The organism is Bacillus australimaris, from assembly GCF_001307105.1.
Taxonomy (GTDB): Bacteria; Bacillota; Bacilli; order Bacillales; family Bacillaceae; genus Bacillus; species Bacillus australimaris.
The window spans coordinates 54,338-72,755 of the sequence record NZ_LGYN01000030.1; the positions used below are offsets into that span (position 1 = coordinate 54,338).

An 18,418-nucleotide genomic window follows, 5' to 3' on the forward strand; every position below is an offset into this window, starting at 1 on the left:
TATTCAGTTTTTTATTGAGGGAACTACTTATTTCGAGTAGTTTCTTTTTATGTTTTGAAGAATGAACCAGCTAAGTTGTTTATTTGCTACAATAGGAGTAAATATCCAAAGAATAAACATATCCATTTTACACTAATCCAAAATACTGCTAGACAGGAGAGAATACATCGTGCCAATAAGTGAGGAAATAATCAACCGTAAAGGCGCTCGAAAAGGGAGTGACATTCCTCATGACGTCTTGATTCTTTTAAATCAGGGAGAGTTAGAGAGTGTCAATTTAACTGAGTGGCTGGCTGTCAATCATGTGACTCTATTACAGCATGTATTGCCGTCCATTGGTTTAGACAAACATTTCAACGATCTTTCAGCTGAAATCGCGAAACAAAAAGCGGAGTCAGGCATGAAAGCGATTCGTCTTATCGGTCATTTGTTAGATGAAGTGCTGCAGGAAGAAAATGAGGAAAAAAGAGTGGAAGTCATACAGGCATGCAGCCGTCACATATCTGATAGCGTCCGCTGCTGGGCTGCTTATATGAACAAGCAGCGTTCATCCTCTTTGGAAGAGAAACTAGCGTACATTCAGCCATTTGCAGCTGATCATCATTTTGGTGTACGCGAAATTGCTTGGATGTCAGTGAGAGAAAGTCTAAGTCAACAGCTCGATCAAAGTATAGAATATTTAACCGAATGGGCAAAAAGCGAGGATGAACATATTCGCCGGTTCTCTGTAGAGGCGATCCGTCCAAGAGGTGTATGGACAAAGCATATTGAGTTATTAAAGCAGGAACCAGAGAGGGCACTGCCTATTCTAGATGACCTCAAATCTGATCCATCAACATATGTTCAAGATTCTGTAGGAAACTGGCTGAATGACGCTAGCAAAACACAGCCAGATTGGGTACGAAACCTGTGCGAACAGTGGTCAATGGATTCTGATACAAAAGCGACTAGCAGAATTGTTAAAAAAGCCAAGAGAACGATTGTGAAGGAGAATTTGTGAATTATGATATGAAATGACATTCTTTTTTTGAGGAGATTTCTATCAATAAAACATTCAGAAAAAAATCTTAGAGCGAGTTGAATTTTTTGTACGTAGATGGGCCCCATTACTTGGGGCTTTTTGTTTTTTATGAAAAACCTAGTCTCATCGTTTCGGCCTTTATTCTTTCTGTAAATCTATTATATCGTTGTCATACTTTTGAATGAAATTGACTCAATAGAATTGACGAAAGAACCATGAATAGGTGAAGATGAAATAAAATGTAAGATAAAGGGAGACGAATGATGATACATATCATATTTGGGGCGGCAGCTGCCGGTAGTTTAAAACAAGCAATACGTGAAATGAAGCAAAAACAAATAGATGATGTCATCGCTTTTGATGATATCTATTCAATTGGACCACTTCTACATTTACACGAACAAAAAGGACAAGCGAACCGTATAGAGTGGCTGCGTAACGTGATGTCAAATGAATTTGGCTATTTTGATGACATGGTTAACGATCAGCAGAGAATGCTTCAGCAAATAAAAGAAATAAAAGCTGGCAGCCGTATTCTCATCTGGACAGGCAGTAATGCACATGAGCAAATTGGCTTGCGATATGCCATCTATTTATTAAAAGAGAAAAGCATTGAATTGTCTGTAATCAATATAACGACAGCATTTGATCAGCTGTTCAATACGAATACAAGAAGAATGATCCTTCGACATTCCGGAGAAATCGCATCTGAAAAATTTAAAATTTTGTATGAGAGTAAAGAGCATATTCATCCAGTGACAAAAGAAGAGAGAGAAAGATTACAAAACGAATGGCTTTCACTTGCTAAAGAAAATCATATGCTGCGGATATGGCAAAAAGGACAAGTGATCAGCGTACCAGAAGATGAATTTGATGCTTATTTAGTGAAAATGACTAAGCGGCTTCATCAGTCCGCGCCAGAAGAGGAGTATATCGTCACTCCACGCTTAATAGGAGAAGTCATTGGTCATTTAGATCAGTATTTCGGCGATGATTTTATTGAATATCGATTGAAGACATTAATTGATCAAGGGATGTTTGACATGAAAGGAAAAAGAACTTCCATGCGTTATTACTCGATTAAACTGACAGAGTTCGGTCAGAACTTCAAAAAATGGGTGTGCTGTCGAGAGTTTGAGGATCATCCTTTTGTGAAAATTGAAGGAGATTACGGTGGTGAACCTTTTCATTGTGGGCATTGTCAATGTCATTTAGAAAGAGATGATGTACCAATGAGTGATACTCTTTTCTCAAAGATCTGGAATTGGAACATACAGTATGGCCGCTGGTTTGACGAAGAGACCGATGATTTGCTGCCAAATGGCGTAGACATGGAAAGGAAGTTCAATCAAGAAGGAGAGCGTATCACTGAAGAAGTGAAACGAGCTTTATCTCCTGCGTTTCAAATTGAATACAGCCCAAGTGAATACGCGCAATATTACATTTAAAGAATGAATTTCGTTATCACTGTACAAAATAATCCTTTACATCATCCATCATCATCATGTAAGATATGGAGAAATTAAAAGCGAAGAAAAGGACATGAGCCATTTTTACTGGTTACCAGAGAGGGAAGTGACGCTGAAATCTTCCTAACACAGAAAAATGGTCTTACCACCTTTGAGCTGTATTGGGGAAATCATAGTATCCAATATCGTCTACGCCACGTTACGGCACCAGAGCCATAAAGCGAATGCGCGTTATGGGAATTTGGGTGGAACCACGGATCACACATTCGTCCCTCTATGAGGGATGGGTGTGTTTTTTTGTTCACTCATATAGGATCATTGCTTTGAAAAGGACATGAGCAGCTTTTACGGTTACCAGAGAGGGAAGTCACGCTGAAATCTTCCTAACGCAGAAAAGTTGTCTTACCACCTTTGAGCTGTATTGGGGAAAATTGCAGTATCCAATACCGTCAATGCCACGTTACGGCACCAGAGCCATAAAGCGAATACGCGTTATGGGAATTTGGGTGGAACCACGGATTACACATTCGTCCCTCTATGAGGGATGGGTGTGTTTTTTTATTTCAAAAAAAATGAAAGGTGTGTCAGTCATGAGAGAAAACATGGTGAAGATTGCATTTCCAGATGGAAAGATAAAGGAGTTTTCCGCAGGTACGACGATCGCAGAAGTTGCCTCCTCTATTAGTCCGAGCTTAAGAAAAAAAGCAGTGGCTGGAAAGATTAATGATCAAATGGTTGATTTAAGTGATCAGCTGGACAGCGATGCTGAGCTGTCAATTGTCACACTTGATTCAAAAGAAGGGCTTGAAGTAATGCGCCATACATTTTCACACGTCTTAGCCCAGGCTGTGAAAAGGTTATATGACCATGTCACACTAGGTATAGGACCAGTCATCGAAAATGGATTTTACTATGATATGAAGCTCAATCAAACGTTGAGCGTAGAGGATTTGGCGGTGATTGAAAAAGAGATGGAACAAATCATTAACGAGAATCATCCCATCCAAAGAATGGAGGTCTCTTACAAAGAAGCGGAAGCGCTGTTTGCACATGATCCATATAAAATGGATATTTTAAAAGGTCTGCCCTCCGAAGAAGCCATCACGGTTTATCAGCAAGGAGAATTTATCGATTTGTGCCGTGGTCCCCATTTACCTTCTACAGGGTATTTAAAAGCCTTTAAACTCACACGTGTTGCAGGGGCTTATTGGCGGGGAGATAGCAATCAGGATGTGATGCAGAGAGTGTATGGTGTGGCATTTCAACACCCAAAACATCTAGCTGATTACCTTCATTTCATGGAAGAAGCAAATAAACGTGATCACCGGAAATTAGGGAAACAGTTATCCCTCTTTATGTTTTCAGAAGAAGCGCCAGGCATGCCGTTTTATTTACCAAAAGGTCAGCTTGTTCGAAATGAATTAATGGCTTTTTCAAGAGAAGTGCGAGGCAAAGCGCAATACGAAGAAGTGAGTACACCGTTTATGATGAACCAAGAGCTTTGGGAAAAGTCAGGGCACTGGGATCATTATCATGAAAATATGTATTTTTCAGAAGTAGACCATACAAGCTTTGCTTTAAAACCTATGAACTGTCCAGGGCACATGCTTATGTTCAAAAACAGCTTGTATTCATACAGAGACCTTCCAATCAGAATGGCTGAGTTTGGTCAGGTGCATCGTCATGAATTCAGCGGAGCATTAAATGGATTGTTCAGGGTCAGAACATTTTGCCAAGACGATGCCCATATTTTTTTAAGAGAAGATCAAATCGAAGCTGAAATCAAACGGATTTTCCAATTAGTTGATCATGTGTATCGGACATTTGGGTTTGAGTATTCAGTCGAGCTTTCCACTCGTCCAGAAAAGGCATTAGGGGATGATGCCATTTGGGATATATCTGAATCAGCGCTAAAAAATGTGCTTGATCAGCTAAAGATTGACTATCAGCTAAATGAAGGAGATGGGGCATTTTATGGCCCGAAGATCGATTTTCATATTAAAGATGCACTAAAGCGGAGCCATCAATGCGCCACAATTCAGCTTGATTTTCAAATGCCTGAGAAATTCGATTTAACATATATCAATGAAAAGAATGAAAAGGTACGACCAGTTGTCATTCACAGTGCCATTTTTGGTTCTCTTGATCGTTTTCTTGGCATACTCATCGAGCATTTTGCCGGCGCCTTCCCGTTATGGCTGGCACCAGTGCAAGTACAAATCATCCCTGTCTCAACTGTTCACCTTGATCACTGCTTGGAGGTGCAGCAGCAATTAAGAAGTATCGGAATAAGAGCAAAAATCGATGAGCGTGATGAAAAACTTGGCTATAAAATGAGAGAAGCACAAATGCAAAAAATCCCTTATATCGCTGTCATTGGCGATACAGAAATGCAAGACAACACACTAAATATCAGACAGCACGGAGCAAAGACTTCAAAGCAGCTGTCGATTGAGGACTTTAAACACATGGCAGCTGAGCAAATAAAAGACAGAAAAGTGGCTCAAGACATGCTGTGATGAATTCATTACGAAGGGTGAGACGTCCATTGAATGATGGGCGTCTTTCCATTTCTGCAATGGAAAGGGGAAATATTGAAACATTTTTTCAATAAAATCGTAATAGAGATAGAGCGCTTAACAGAAACATTTGAAACGAGGAGGAGTATTACATGGAACAAGCTGCATTAAAAAAGATGAGGTCAAAGCAAATAGTCGTTTCTAATTTAATAGCCGGCATCATAATCGTCGCTTTTTTTATCTTGATTCAAATGTCTGACATTCGATTTACACATTTCTTTCTTTGTTTAGGAATTATTATGCTCTTTCTAAGTATTTATGGTTTTATTAAAAAAGGATCAACAAAGTCTTTCATTCCCCTTTTCGAGCAGATAGCCATTTATGAAAAAGAAAAATTGGGGGAAGAGTGGGAGAAAGAAAAGAAGGCAGAAAATATTTCAAGAGTAGTATTAAGTGGTCTGATGTTCCTTCAGTCATTCAGCTTCCAAGATGTAACGAATCCATTCTTAAACATACAACCTATGCTTTTAATATTCTTATTATTTGTAACGCTAGCCCTTATTAATTTAAGCATGCTTTTTCGCTTTAGAAAAATCGACCGGTCGACTGAAGAGCATGAATTAAAAGGCTTTACAAAGAAAACAAACATGGTGTCAATGGTTTTAGGATTATTAACAGCGATCGTCGTCTTCGGCTTTATCGTCATCTTTGTTCTTCCATAGGACTGAATCATTTTGGAGGTGAAATAAATGAATGCAAACATCCAACAACTGATCGATCAGACAAGGATGAAATTTGGTTTAGATTTGTACCATCTAAAAAGACACAGTTTTCATCGTTACGTCAATATGTTCAATGAAACGGTTTATACATTGAATATGGAATGGTTTCCCTCTCATGAAGCTGAAACTGGGGACGACGATCTAAACCCAGACGGCACAGCTGTGATTGACGTGAATTTGAATACAGGCAAGGTTGAATCGGTTATTTTTGTCATGGACAAAACCTATGCGCAAAATGGTATTACATTTAAAAGCCCTTATCCAGCTCATGTCATTCAATGGATTGAACAAGAAACAGGGTTGATCTATGGCGAGCATTTTCACATGCATCAGGAGGAAATAGGAGAGCTTATTTTTGAAGAAAAAGTGGATGATGTAACAGTGACGCCTTCCGGCAGAATCGAGGTGAAATGGGACGAACATGGGCAGCTCATTTACTTTACACATCATGGGTCATTTATGGCAAAAAACCTCCTAAGAGCTGAAGAATATGTGCTCTCCATTGATAAGGTCGAGAATTTAGCCGAGCAGCAAGTGCAGCGATTTGATTGGCCATCCTTCGAGCAGAATCGAATTCGCTCTATTTATGCGTTAGAAGAAATCTATGTGAAAAACGATGGGACAGGAACATTACCGTTTGAAATTGGGCGTGAAGAAACGCATTGTTTACATATGAATCAGGTGATGGAGTGGAATGAACCGTTAAACAAAGCCTTTGAAAAAAAGGAAATCGATATAAACGAGGACATTACTGCTGAACAAGCCTTCTCACTGGAGCCTTCACCAGATACATTCCCGATCTCAAAAGAAGAGCAAGCTGAGTGTATCAAAGCGGTTCGCACCTTTTTGGCGCAAAAATATTCAAAGGATACAGGGAAGTGGGTGCTAAAAACACTCCACCGTGACCATGGCTACATCCATGCAATATTAAAAACGAATGATCCAGAAGGCTGTGGATTCATGGATAAGATCAAGGTCTTCATTGATGCCAGCTCTTTTGAAGCCATTAATTACATAGATAAAAAAGAGATGTTTCAAGTATGCGGGATACTCAATCCATCTCAAGCGGCTAGTGAAATCAACATATCAAAGAAAGAAGCCTTTGAAACATTGAGAGAACGCCTCGAGCTGACACCCATTTATGTCTATGACGCAGCGCAAAAACAATACGTTTTATGTGGAAAGCTTGACTGTCATTATGGTGTTGATGCAGTGAGTGGCGAAGTCATTTCATTGAAAGACCTTTAAGATGACACTCTTTTTAAAATAGGAAGCCTTCATCAACAACTTCTTCAAGAACAGTGAGAAGCTGTTCTTTTTTGTCTCATTCACCTATTTTTTTGAAGAAAAATGGAATTTTGTAGCAGGAAGTTGCCGTTTCTTCACGAAAGAAAAAGATAAGAATATGATCATAGGTCCATCGGTTGTCATTAGAGATTGAGATAAAGTAAACGTCATACAAATTAAACATTCAAGACAGTACAGTGGATCTAAAATGGTTTTCTAAGAAAACGAAATCGTGTCTCTAGTAGTATGCAGAAATAGGTGGTCTTTAGATCATAGGATGAGTTGAACATGTTTGTTTTTAGGTAAGTTTGAAGCCATGATAGAAGAAAGTGAGGATATCTACCTTGAGTACATTGGAAGTGTTTCGTCAGTTTTTGGTTGACCATTATCCTGCGTTACAAGATGAGCTTTGGCTGAAAGATGTTGATACCCTTCGAATCTCTCCTATTCTTCATCCATTTCTGAAAAGCAAGCTGCCAGAGGGGATCGAAAAATTCACTTGTGTCCTATTTACGCAGCAAACAGATCAAACTGCTGCACCGCTCAAAGTATACCTTCTATTAGATGAATATGAGCAATCGCTCTATGCCATTGATTTGATGAATGAACAAATAGCGCTTCATTAATCCAGAAGCCAAAAGAAGAAAAAGCTGATGAGAGGTTTCTCAACAGCTTTTTTTAGTGAAAATCAGTCGTTTATATCAACGATTCGCCGGTGCAAGTTGTCCAATTCTTTTTTAGTTGGAAAAGAGTTGATCAACAGTGTAGATCGTCCGAATTGATGAGGAAGCTCAGTATCTGTCACAATCATATCAATTCCAAGACGATCCATTGTCAAAGCATTTAATGTATTTTCAGGACTTGTGAAAATGTGAATGAGAGGAGGCAAGCTTAATTTAATTAAATCTGCAATAAACAAACTATGATTATAGCCTAATGTTGAAATGACAAAAATGTTCAACACGTTTCTCCGCTCCATTTCCAAATGAACTAGACCCCTCCAGTTAGACGTAATGATACGGATTAATTCTCGCTCATTTTTTACAAAAGAAGCGAGTATATCATCTGTTTTTAACTCCTGAATGATATGGGTAATTCTCGAATAGAAGTAAGGAAGCTGTTTTTTGACCTCTGATAAATAACGCGATTTCTTTTTGAAAAGGAAACCATCTCTCCCGGTAATTTCATTAGAATACACATAATATTGGAGAAGAAGGAGTGTCAGTACCTTGCGATTAGCCACCTCTTGATGAAAAATCAACTCCAATTGATTGATAAATTTTTGAATCGCATCAAAGAGGCGTGGTGTATGTGATTGAAAGAACATCAATTTTTCTTCAACAGATTCAATTGATTTAAAATGACCAATAGCTGGCTCAATCAATAGTAAAAAGACAAACTCGTGATGATCCAGTGTAATATCAAATATATTTTTCGTCATTCGGCCAATGTGTTTTTCCCATGCTTTAATTTGACCATAGATACTTTTACCTGCAGCTGTCTGTTTTTCTTCATTCATTGAATATGTATAGTTGCGTCTTATCGTGAAATTTTTTCTTATTCGGTGAATGGAAACACCGAGCCACAAACAGTATTTATCAATAGCGATATCTGGAACATTGACTTCAATCACCTGAAATAATTCCTGTAATAAGTCAACAGCGTCTTGCTTTTGAATCTCATTAAATGGCCAAAGCCGGCTTCCATACACTTCAAACAAAAACTCAACAAAGAATTGCCGGATCTCCTTCTCATTCCCATGGAACTGCATGCTGTCTGGGCGTAATTCAATGTCATAGGATGTAAGAATGGAATTGATTTTATGAATGGTGTTATACAACGTGGACCTGCTGATATTAAGCGTGTCCATCCATTCATAGAACGTCATATTTTCTTCGAAGAAAATGCCATCAATTAATCGAATTTCAATCGTATCTTTTAAAATTTCTTTGATATAGTAGTCCACTCGTATCGTCTGGGTATAACAAATGGATATGCCCTGTCTTGGCTTTATGCGAATTAACGGCTCTCCATTCTCTGTTTGGAACGATTTCATTTGTTCTAAATCACTTTGAATGGCACGAACCGAGCCAATCTTTTCATCTGATATCTCTTGAAGAGTCCACCACTTATTTTTTGATACAAGCAGTTTTAAAATGTTTATCCATCTCTTTGATTTGTTATCAATGAGGTCCATCCAACCATTAACTCCTTTCTTTTGTCTGCCTCCTTATATTGTTAAGTTCAGATAAAGAACATGTGCTCCTCAAAATAGGCATGAAATGATTGTAATGTTTACGCTAATTTGTTTTGTCTTCGCTTTTGATGATAAATGAGAAAAAAATTAGACGGAAACAAATATTATTAGCTGATTCGCCATTTTTTTCTTTTAAAAGGTTGTAAATAAGTCATAAATCCCACATAAATGGATCATTTTAGATATTTTGTTTATTTTTTTGCTGTCTAAACGGTAAATGTAAGAATAAAAAGCAAGGGATTTTTGATTACCATATGGATGGGAGTAGAGAGGAATGCGATCTATCTGATGCTGAACTGTCTTACCATACATACCATATATGATACATACTCGTTTCATATGAACGAACCTTATGTGTGTATATGCTGATATAAACATATACACATAGTTTTTTGTTTATTCGTATAAATAGAAACTTCATTTCTTGTACTTTTCATTGTTCCTCTCACTATTCCCCATTTCTATAGACCCCTATTCAGTTACTTTATCCATTATCCATCATTTTCCTTCATGTTTATTCATGATCATCTCATTGAGTTTATAGGGTCTTAAGATGCCATTCTTAGAAAATATGTGAATAGAAACGGAGTGATTCCACAAGACAATACAAATGATTTTTTTGGTATTTATTGAAAACTGATTTTAGAAAAGGGTGAATGTATTGAAAAGGATGTTGTCACTGACTCTCATGATTGTGTTAGTCATACAGTCTAGTATTTTAGGAATTTTGCCTTTTACAGGGGCAGAAGCAAAAGAAATTCAAGAAGACATTTATAGAAATATTGAGTTTGCAGATGTCGAAGGAAACAAGTTATCACACATGGAAGACCAGCTGATAAGAAAAGCCACTGTCCATTGGTCAATAAAAGGGATAGAGCTAAAACGGGATCATCCTTATGTTCTTTCTCTTCCTTCCACAATCCAAGTAGAGAAGGAGCAAAAGGAACCGATTACTGTCAATCAAATACAAGTTGGCGAGTATACCGTTTCTAAACTAAATGAAGTGACGATCACATTTAAAGAAGAGGTTGAACTTGATCCAAATTTAGAAGGATCTATAGACATAGAAGTTAGTAGTATAGCTGAGCAAAAAGAGAATACAAAGCAAAACGAGCATAAAGAAGAACACTTAAAAGATGACTCAAAATCACCGGAGAAAGATAAAGCAGCTAAAAGGCAAGAAATTGTTCAATCAAAAGAAAACAAAGAGGATGAGCTGCTAAAAAACAAGGTGAACGTATCTGAGCGTTTAGGACTGCAAAGTGTTTCACAACACAAGATGATCCAAGAAAATATCCTCACTGATGCACAATTAATTTTTGAAGATCAGGAAGGGAATTCAGTTGATAAGCCAGATATCAATTCGCTGATTTCCATTAACTATGTGTGGGCCATCCCGAACGGGCATAGCTATAATGGCGGGGATGAATTCCATTTCAAGGTTCCAGAGGAATTAGTGATTTACGAAAAAATCGATCGTCTCGAGATGAAATTTAATCAGGCAACCATTGGTTATTTCTCTGTAGATGAGAGCGGAAATGCCTCCATCGAGTTCACAGATTTTATCAAACAATATTCAAATATTCATGGAACAATTCAAGTTTGGACGCAATTAGATCAACAAACAGTCATCACTGAAGAAAAAGAAGTCATCATTACCCCGATTGAAGGCAAGGATACGGTATCCATTCCGATTCAATACATTCCAAATGGTCCAAACGTCTCTAAAAAGGGAGAACCAAATCGATCTTACAATGCTGAAACCATTCAATGGACAGTAGATTTTAATATGGACTTAGACGATGTGAAACAAGCGAAGCTATTAGATCCGATTCAAGAAGGTCAGGCATTGAAAAAAGATTCAATCAAGCTTTATCGTGTTGATACAAAGCTAAATGGGGAAACATCGCTTGGTCAGCTGCTTGACGAAAACCACTACACAATCGGTCAAACAGCAGATGGTCAAGATTTCACGATTGAATTTAAAGATGACGTGCATCTAGCTTACCGTTTAATGTATGAAACGGACATTACAAATCAAGATCAGTCTGCATTTCGTAATAAAGCGTCCCTTGTTTCCGGTGATAAAGTGATCAGTTCAGCAGAAGGCACAGTGAATGTGACAAGAGGCAGTCCTTTAAATAAAAAAGCCGCGCATTACGATCCAGTCACACAAACGATTACCTGGGAAATTCGGTATAACTATAACGAAAAAACGCTGGCTCAAAAGGACGCTTTGTTAGAAGACTTCTTTAACGGCACACAGGCGCTGATATCTGATTCAATTCAAGTCAAAGAAGTCACAATTGATCAAAATGGCAACGAAGCAGGGTCAAAAGCGTTTGAAAATTATGTAGTTCAACCTCAAAAAAAGGATGAACAAAACGGGTTTACCTTGCAATTCAATCAAGATATTCAATCAGCTTATCTCATCACCTATCAAACAAAAGCAACCGAGCGGATTTTTGAAGCTGAAGAGATCATCAATACGGTGACAGCTGGAAAAGAGAGCAAACAAGCGAAGCAAAGAATTGACCAGCAAATCCTAACGAAAAATCACGGAACACCGAATTACAAGAACAAGACCATTCCATGGCGTATCACCTTCAACAAAGATCAACAAACGATGAACAATTTGATATTAAAAGATACGTTTACAAACGAAGGATTGACGCTGCAAAAAGATAGTTTAAAAGTGACGACAGGCAATTCAGTGCTTGAAGAAGGCACAGATTACCTAATAGTTGAACATGAAAATGGTTTTGATATTCAATTTACGAAAGAAATAAAAACAGAACATACCGTCACATATACAACGGCTTTTGATTATGAAAAAAGAGCAGATAAAGACCAAAAGAATCTGCGTAATCATGTAAAGCTTGAATGGGTAAATGAAGATGGCAAGGATTTGACGAAGGAAAATCAATCTGTCTTCACGCCTGACACATATACGCAGTCAAATGGTTTTAAGAACGGAACTTATGATGCAAAGAAAAAAGAGATCACATGGAATATCGGTGTGAACTATAATTTGAAACAGCTAGAAGAGGCGAGAATCGAGGATTTCATTCAAGGAAACCAGCGTTTGCTTAAAGATTCAATCACCGTCTATTCACTTGATTTACAAGGCGGAGAAAATGGAGCAGAAGAAAAAGAGGTATTAGCGAAAGAATATTATGACATCAAATTCCTTGAAAATGAAAAGGGAGAAACAGGCTTCGAAGTCATTTTCAAAAAAGCCATTGATTCCCCTTACAAAATCACGTATCAAACAAGTGTTGAAGGAATGGATTTAGTACAGAAAACCTACGAAAATAAAGCGACCCTTTATGATGGACAGACAAAAGAATCAGATGTAAATGCTGTGGTGTCCATTCCAAATGGAGGGAAATACACGAGCAAATCAGGAAATCAACAAGGGAAAGTTATTGATTGGAAAGTGAATATTAATTTTGGTCAATCAACGGTTCAAGATGCGACGATTATAGATCACCCAAGCAATAACCAAGCGATAATAGAAAACTCGTTTCATCTCTATTCGACGACAATAGATGAAAAGGGGCAAGTGACAAAAGAAAAAGAACTGGAAAAAGGGAAAGATTATGAGTTAGACCTTGAATTCGATCCAGATTCTTTTCAAATCAAATTTAAAGATGAAATCACAAGACCATATATTTTGGAATATCAATCTCTCATTTTAGATAAGGTGGGAAGTACACTTCAAAACGAAGTAACGTTTAGAGGTGAAAATGTAAAAGAAATCAAAAAGGAATCCGAAGCCTCAATTGTGGTCAAACGCACCGCTGGCATGGGGGACGGCACAGGAGCGATTGGTGCTTTAACCGTTAAAAAGGTTGATGCGAGTACTGGAAAAGCGCTAAAAGGAGCAAGTTTCTCACTTACAGATGCTGCGAGCGGCATCGTCATTGGTACAAAGACAACAGCTGAAGAAGGATCTATTCGATTTGATCGTCTCTTATATGGTGACTATATCGTGACAGAAGAGAAAGCACCTGATGGTTATATGAAAACCAAGGAACCGATCAATGTAACGATTGATCAGCCTTACGAATCTGGAGATCAAGCGAAAACAGGAAATAGCATAACGGTGCAGAACCAAGAAATCCGCCAGCATGTCAAGTTAACGAAAAAGGACAAAGAGACGGATGCAGCATTAGAGAATGCCGAATTTGAACTGAAAAATGAATCTGGAGATACCGTCCAAACCGATTTGAAAACGGATGAAAAAGGAGAAATTCTTTTCAAACATCTTGAGCCAGGTTCCTATTATTTTGTTGAGACAAACGCACCGAAAGGCTATCAATTAAATCAGCACAAATGGCCGTTCACCATTAAAGAAAATCAAACAGAAACAACAATTGTAACTGCAGTAAATGACATCATCAAAGGCTCAGCAGAATTGAGCAAAATAGGCGAAGGCGGAGAGAGACTAGAAGGTGCACAATTCAAGCTCTTAGATAAAGACGGGCAAGAGCTGCAAAGGTCACTTGTCACAGGAGAAAATGGCAAGATCACGATAAACGAACTAAGACCGGGTACGTATCAGCTCATTGAAACAAAAGCACCCGATGGTTATGTATTAGATGAAACGCCGATCACATTTGACGTACCACTTGAACCAAAGGAACCGGTCATCATTTCGAAAAAGAACCTATATGAAACAAGTGCATTAGAAGTGATAAAAGAAGGGGAAGATGGCAAGAAGCTTCAAGGTGTTCGATTTGAAGTCTTGGATCAAAATGACCAAGTCGTGCGTAAAGATTTGACAACAGATGAAGATGGGAAGCTTTTGGTTGATAACCTCAAACCGGGCAAATATCAGCTCGTGGAGACAGAGAGTATTGATGGTTACCAAAAGAAAAATAAATCTTATCCTTTTACCATCGAAATCGCACAAAAAAAACCGGCAGAAATCAAAGTGATCAATGATCTTAAAACTGGATCTGTCCAGCTCACGAAGCTCGGTGAAAAGGATGATGTGCTTGAAGGAGCAGAATTCAAGCTTGTAGATGCAAATGGAAAGGAGATGAAAACAGGTCTCGTCACTGATCAGAACGGGAAGATCATCGTCAACGATCTGAAGCCTGGAACCTATCAGTTTGTTGAAACGAAGGCGCCATTCGGTCACGAGCTTGACGAAACACCTGTCACTTTTGCTATTCCATTTAACCCTGAGAAGCTGGTCAGTGTGACAAAAGAAAATAGCCGCAAAACAGGCGGAGTGCTGTTGCACAAAAAAGGCGAAGATGGGAATTCATTAGAAGGGGTTGTCTTTGATCTATCTAATGATAAAGGAAAGATAGTGGCAGGAGGAGAAGGAATCACAACCAATCAGGATGGAAAGATCACCTTCACAGGGCTAAAACCTGGAACCTATCAATTTGTTGAAAGAAAGAGTCTTGAAGGCTATGAATTGAGTACGAAACCACTTGTTTTTCAAGTTGAATTAGGTCAAAAAGAATTGATTCAAGTGGAGGCAATCAATCAGCTCAAGAAAGGTTCTGTAGAACTCACAAAAATAGGAGAAGAAAAAGAAAGATTGAAAGGCGCAGAATTTACACTTTTCAATGACGATGGCAAAGAATTGATGTCAGGTTTAACAACAAACGAGAAAGGCATCATCACTGTCAACGATTTGAAACCAGGCGCTTACCAATTGGTTGAAACGAAGGCTCCTTTTGGACATAAACTAGATGCAGAACCAGTAGACTTTAAGATTGATTTCAACCCAAATCAACTGGTGAAAGTGACTAAAGAAAATATTCGGACGACAAGTGCTGTGAAGCTTCAGAAAAAAGGAGAGGATGGTCAGTTGCTCGCTGGGGTGACCTTCGATCTGATGGATGAGCATGATCAGCGTATTCAGAAAGACTTAAAGACAAACAAAAACGGTCAACTGACAGTCGATCAACTGAAGCCAGGAACCTATCGATTTGTCGAAACAGCAAGCATTGCCGGCTATGAATTGGATCAGACACCTATCTCATTTACGATTCGTTTAGGTCAAGACAAACCAGCAAAAGTAGAAATGATCAACAAACTGACGCCGGGAGCAGTGGAACTGACCAAAATCAATGATGAGGGACATCTGCTGGAACATGCAGAGTTTGCTCTTCTGAGTAAAGAAGGAAAAACGTTGAAGACATCACTTGTAACGGACCAAAAAGGAAAGCTTCACATCAACGATCTAAAACCGGGAGAATATCAATTCGTTGAAACGAAAGCACCTCACGGCTATCAATTGGATAATAAGCCGATCCTGTTCACAATTGAGAAAAATCAGCAGAAGCCGCTTCAATTAACAGCGAAGAATCACTTGATCTTAGGAAGTCTGCGTATCATAAAGGTAGACCAGCAGACAGATAAAACCTTAAAAGGGGCAGCCTTTGACATTCGTACAAAAGCCGGGAAAGCCATAAAATCTGTGACAACAGGAAAAGACGGAGAAGCCATTGTCAAAGGGCTTAAACCTGGAGAGTATCTACTCACAGAGACGAAAGCACCAGATGGTTATGTAGCTTTAAAGAAACCGCTCGCTTTTACGATTCAAATGGGCGAAGTGGAGATCAAGACAATGATTGTGAAAAATGCACCAGTGAAGAATGAAGAAGACCATACGAATCCTCCAGCCTCAGATCAAGGGGATCAACATCCGCCCCATGACTCAAACGGTGAGCTGCCAAAGACTGGTGAAGAATGGTTGCGTTACTTGATGTATGCAGGGATTTTACTAGTAGCTTCTGGAACTGTTCTTCTTGTTGTCAGAAGAAGAACCATTCAGTAAAAGGAAGGAACGAGTGTATTGATGAAAAAAAGAACCTTATTAGGTAGCTTTTTGGTGGTCACGGGGCTGATGCTCATCTCCGTTCCTTTTCTATATGAGTGGCGAACTTCTCAAGAGACAGCAGCAATGGAACAGGCATTAAAGTTGATTGAAGAAAATGAAAGTGATGTCCTTTCTTCTATTCCACATTTAACTGTGTCAGAAGAAGACCTGCGAGATGTGATGGAACTAGAGATCCCGTCAATTGATTTAAACGAAAAAGTGCTTCCTGTTACATCAAAAGAAAATTTAGGCATTGCACTGACTCAAATCAAATCTCATCAAATGCCAGGTGAAGGAAATTTCACGATTGCAGGCCATAGAGGGTATAGAGGCGACCGGCTTTTCCGGCAGCTGCCAGAGGTACCTAAAGGAGAAAAAGTCGTCTTACATCATCAAGCTGAAACATACGAATATAAAATTGTCAGCTCTGCTACGATAGAACCGACGGATGTGGATGTATTAAAGGATCGCGGGAAAAATGAACTGACATTGATCACTTGTACACTTGATGGTCAGAAACGCTTTGTCTTAAAAGGAATACGAATCAACGCTTCAAAGAGTGAGCAGCCATCGGATGTATAACACCAACATAATAAATGATGGATGCGATGGAAAAGCAGCGCTCACGACCGGCATGTTACACCAATTGTTATCAGAGCAATATCCAACTTTAAAAAACGAACGTTGGGATGTTGATGTAGATACAATTCGGGTTTCACCTATTCTTCACCCTTTATTAAAAAGAAAGCTGCCAGTTGGTATTGAAAAATTCACATGTGTTTTGTTCACGCAGCAGACAGCAGCTTTTGGAGAGCCTTTGATTGTGTATTTTCTATTGGATGAGAAAGGCGAATCGATTTTCGCAATGGATTTATTGCTTGAGCAGCAAGATACCCATTAAACGAGAAATAAAAAAGGGGCTTTGATTAACGGGTTCGGTTTTAAGGTAGAAAAATAAAATCAGTCATATCATGAGGACTCTAATTCGTATACGAATTAGAGTTCTTTTATTTGTTTATATATAGGCGTTTTACTAACTTTATTATCTACTAAAATTAGCATATCAATTGATAGAAGTCCGCTGCCTAGCAGATAGTCTCCAATGACTGCTCCATATTTAAGATGATAAAAATTGGATTGAAAACAGAGGTAATATTGACGACCAAAGTAGATCATCTAGTTTTTATCCCTTCCCCTGTTTCTTCAGAAGAAATATTAGAAAGTACTAAAGATAATCATGTGTTGACTCCAAAATACTGATAAAATTTATTTAGATATTTCTTAATTATAGGTGTGGAGGTAAAAGCATGCTAAAAGAAGACCCCCAATATATTTTTCGTCATGATAAACGACCAGAAGTTGTTCATGATTTAGCCGATGTAGATGAAAATTCCACTGAGTTGTTAATTACAGGGAAAACAATAAACATTGAAAGGTTGAAATCTTTTTCTAACCTGACGAAATTGTGGATTTACAAAGTGGACCAAAAGGAATTCACTACGATCTTGAGTTTAGTTAATCCAAAAATGCTCTTTGTGCATGAACTGAGAGTAGAAGATTTATCAATCATAAGTTCTCTTAAAGATGTTGAGGTATTGGCACTTGAATGGAATACAAAGGCACAAAGTTTATGGGATTTATCAAAAAACACGTTATTAAAATCTTTATCCATAACAGATTTTTCAAAGTTGAATGACATAGCCCCTTTGCAAAAAAACACTGGTTTAGAATTGCTGCAATTGTCAGGCGGGGTTTGGAATTCATTAAATTTACATACTCTTCAACCTTTAAGATACCTCAAGAATTTAAAATATCTGTGCTTATCAAATATAAAAGTGAAGGATGAGTCTTTAGAGCCAATATCGGAATTAGAGGGACTCAAGGAACTTGAAATTTCGAACCAATTCCCGACAGAAGAATATGCCAGGTTATCCGTAACCCTCCCAAATACTAAGTGTGATCGTTTTGCACCATACATCTTTTTATCAAGTCCTATTGTCGATAAAGATGTGATGGTGATTGGAAAACGAAAACCGAAATTAAATTCAAAAGTTGATGGGGCAAAGTTGCAAAAATACGAAGAACAATTTAAAGCGTACCAAGAAAAGTATATAAATTAACTTAAAAAGCAATGGAAAATCAATTCCATTGCTTTTTCTATTGCTCATTTAATGGCTAGTACCATAATAATATTTTCTACTTCAAAACCGAATGGTCCTTTCCTTTTGTTATTCAA

The 18,418-nt window shown here is 38.2% G+C and carries 11 protein-coding genes and 2 other annotated features; of the genes, 10 read left to right on the forward strand and 1 reads right to left on the reverse strand.

The window, feature by feature from the left end:
• Nucleotides 1-169: 169 nt before the first annotated feature.
• The 6 genes from AKG37_RS17415 to AKG37_RS17440 all read left to right on the forward strand — a co-directional run bounded on the left by AKG37_RS17415 (nt 170) and on the right by AKG37_RS17440 (nt 7,704).
• The gene (locus AKG37_RS17415; RefSeq protein ID WP_060699977.1) at nt 170-1,000 is read left to right on the forward strand and encodes a DNA alkylation repair protein; all 831 of its coding nucleotides are present in this window, start codon (nt 170-172) and stop codon (nt 998-1,000) included.
• 284 nt (nt 1,001-1,284) lie between these two features.
• Nucleotides 1,285-2,469: a DUF1835 domain-containing protein gene (locus tag AKG37_RS17420; RefSeq protein ID WP_060699978.1), complete on the forward strand. Its 1,185-nt coding sequence runs from the start codon at nt 1,285-1,287 to the stop codon at nt 2,467-2,469.
• Between the two features lie 74 nt (nt 2,470-2,543).
• Nucleotides 2,544-2,767, forward strand: a binding site (T-box leader).
• 37 nt (nt 2,768-2,804) lie between these two features.
• Nucleotides 2,805-3,028 (forward strand) — a binding site (T-box leader).
• Nucleotides 3,029-3,080: 52 nt separating this feature from the next.
• The gene (gene thrS / locus AKG37_RS17425; protein WP_078061046.1) at nt 3,081-5,009 is read left to right on the forward strand and encodes a threonine--tRNA ligase; all 1,929 of its coding nucleotides are present in this window, start codon (nt 3,081-3,083) and stop codon (nt 5,007-5,009) included.
• Between the two features lie 152 nt (nt 5,010-5,161).
• Entirely contained in the window at nt 5,162-5,731 is a 570-nt protein-coding gene (locus AKG37_RS17430) for a hypothetical protein (RefSeq protein WP_060699979.1), read from the forward strand.
• Between the two features lie 27 nt (nt 5,732-5,758).
• The gene (locus AKG37_RS17435) at nt 5,759-7,039 is read left to right on the forward strand and encodes a hypothetical protein (RefSeq protein WP_060699980.1); all 1,281 of its coding nucleotides are present in this window, start codon (nt 5,759-5,761) and stop codon (nt 7,037-7,039) included.
• 383 nt (nt 7,040-7,422) lie between these two features.
• A complete protein-coding gene (locus AKG37_RS17440; RefSeq protein WP_024425245.1) occupies nt 7,423-7,704 on the forward strand; it encodes a hypothetical protein in 282 nt (93 codons plus the stop codon).
• A gap of 62 nt (nt 7,705-7,766) precedes the next feature.
• On the opposite strand, the gene AKG37_RS17445 is transcribed toward AKG37_RS17440, so the two are convergent.
• On the reverse strand, nt 7,767-9,275 hold the full coding sequence (locus tag AKG37_RS17445; protein ID WP_060699981.1) for an AcpB/EbpR/MafR family transcriptional regulator: 1,509 nt from the start codon (nt 9,273-9,275) through the stop codon (nt 7,767-7,769).
• A gap of 730 nt (nt 9,276-10,005) precedes the next feature.
• On the opposite strand from AKG37_RS17445, the gene AKG37_RS17450 reads away from it, so the two are divergent.
• The 4 genes from AKG37_RS17450 to AKG37_RS17470 all read left to right on the forward strand — a co-directional run bounded on the left by AKG37_RS17450 (nt 10,006) and on the right by AKG37_RS17470 (nt 18,302).
• Nucleotides 10,006-16,140 carry a SpaA isopeptide-forming pilin-related protein gene (locus AKG37_RS17450; RefSeq protein ID WP_237697845.1) on the forward strand — a complete coding sequence of 2,045 codons (6,135 nt, stop codon included), beginning with the start codon at nt 10,006-10,008 and terminating at the stop codon, nt 16,138-16,140.
• Nucleotides 16,141-16,161: 21 nt separating this feature from the next.
• Nucleotides 16,162-16,764, forward strand: a complete 603-nt coding sequence (locus tag AKG37_RS17455; protein WP_060700045.1) for a class D sortase — start codon at nt 16,162-16,164, stop codon at nt 16,762-16,764.
• Entirely contained in the window at nt 16,757-17,083 is a 327-nt protein-coding gene (locus AKG37_RS17460) for a hypothetical protein (RefSeq protein WP_078061043.1), read from the forward strand. The genes AKG37_RS17455 and AKG37_RS17460 overlap by 8 nt, the downstream gene beginning before the upstream one ends.
• A 406-nt stretch (nt 17,084-17,489) precedes the next feature.
• Nucleotides 17,490-18,302, forward strand: a complete 813-nt coding sequence (locus tag AKG37_RS17470; RefSeq protein WP_060699984.1) for a leucine-rich repeat domain-containing protein — start codon at nt 17,490-17,492, stop codon at nt 18,300-18,302.
• Nucleotides 18,303-18,418 lie beyond the last annotated feature (116 nt).

What these genes read in the sequence shown, in the direction of transcription:
- thrS (WP_078061046.1), top strand. Translation starts at nt 3,081, where the DNA reads ATGAGAGAAAACATGGTGAAGATTGCATTTCCAGATGGAAAGATAAAG.
- AKG37_RS17455 (WP_060700045.1), top strand. Translation starts at nt 16,162, where the DNA reads ATGAAAAAAAGAACCTTATTAGGTAGCTTTTTGGTGGTCACGGGGCTG.
- AKG37_RS17435 (WP_060699980.1), top strand. Translation starts at nt 5,759, where the DNA reads ATGAATGCAAACATCCAACAACTGATCGATCAGACAAGGATGAAATTT.
- AKG37_RS17430 (WP_060699979.1), top strand. Translation starts at nt 5,162, where the DNA reads ATGGAACAAGCTGCATTAAAAAAGATGAGGTCAAAGCAAATAGTCGTT.
- AKG37_RS17470 (WP_060699984.1), top strand. Translation starts at nt 17,490, where the DNA reads ATGCTAAAAGAAGACCCCCAATATATTTTTCGTCATGATAAACGACCA.
- AKG37_RS17460 (WP_078061043.1), top strand. Translation starts at nt 16,757, where the DNA reads ATGTATAACACCAACATAATAAATGATGGATGCGATGGAAAAGCAGCG.
- AKG37_RS17420 (WP_060699978.1), top strand. Translation starts at nt 1,285, where the DNA reads ATGATACATATCATATTTGGGGCGGCAGCTGCCGGTAGTTTAAAACAA.
- AKG37_RS17450 (WP_237697845.1), top strand. Translation starts at nt 10,006, where the DNA reads ATGTTGTCACTGACTCTCATGATTGTGTTAGTCATACAGTCTAGTATT.
- AKG37_RS17445 (WP_060699981.1), bottom strand. Translation starts at nt 9,275, where the DNA reads ATGGACCTCATTGATAACAAATCAAAGAGATGGATAAACATTTTAAAA.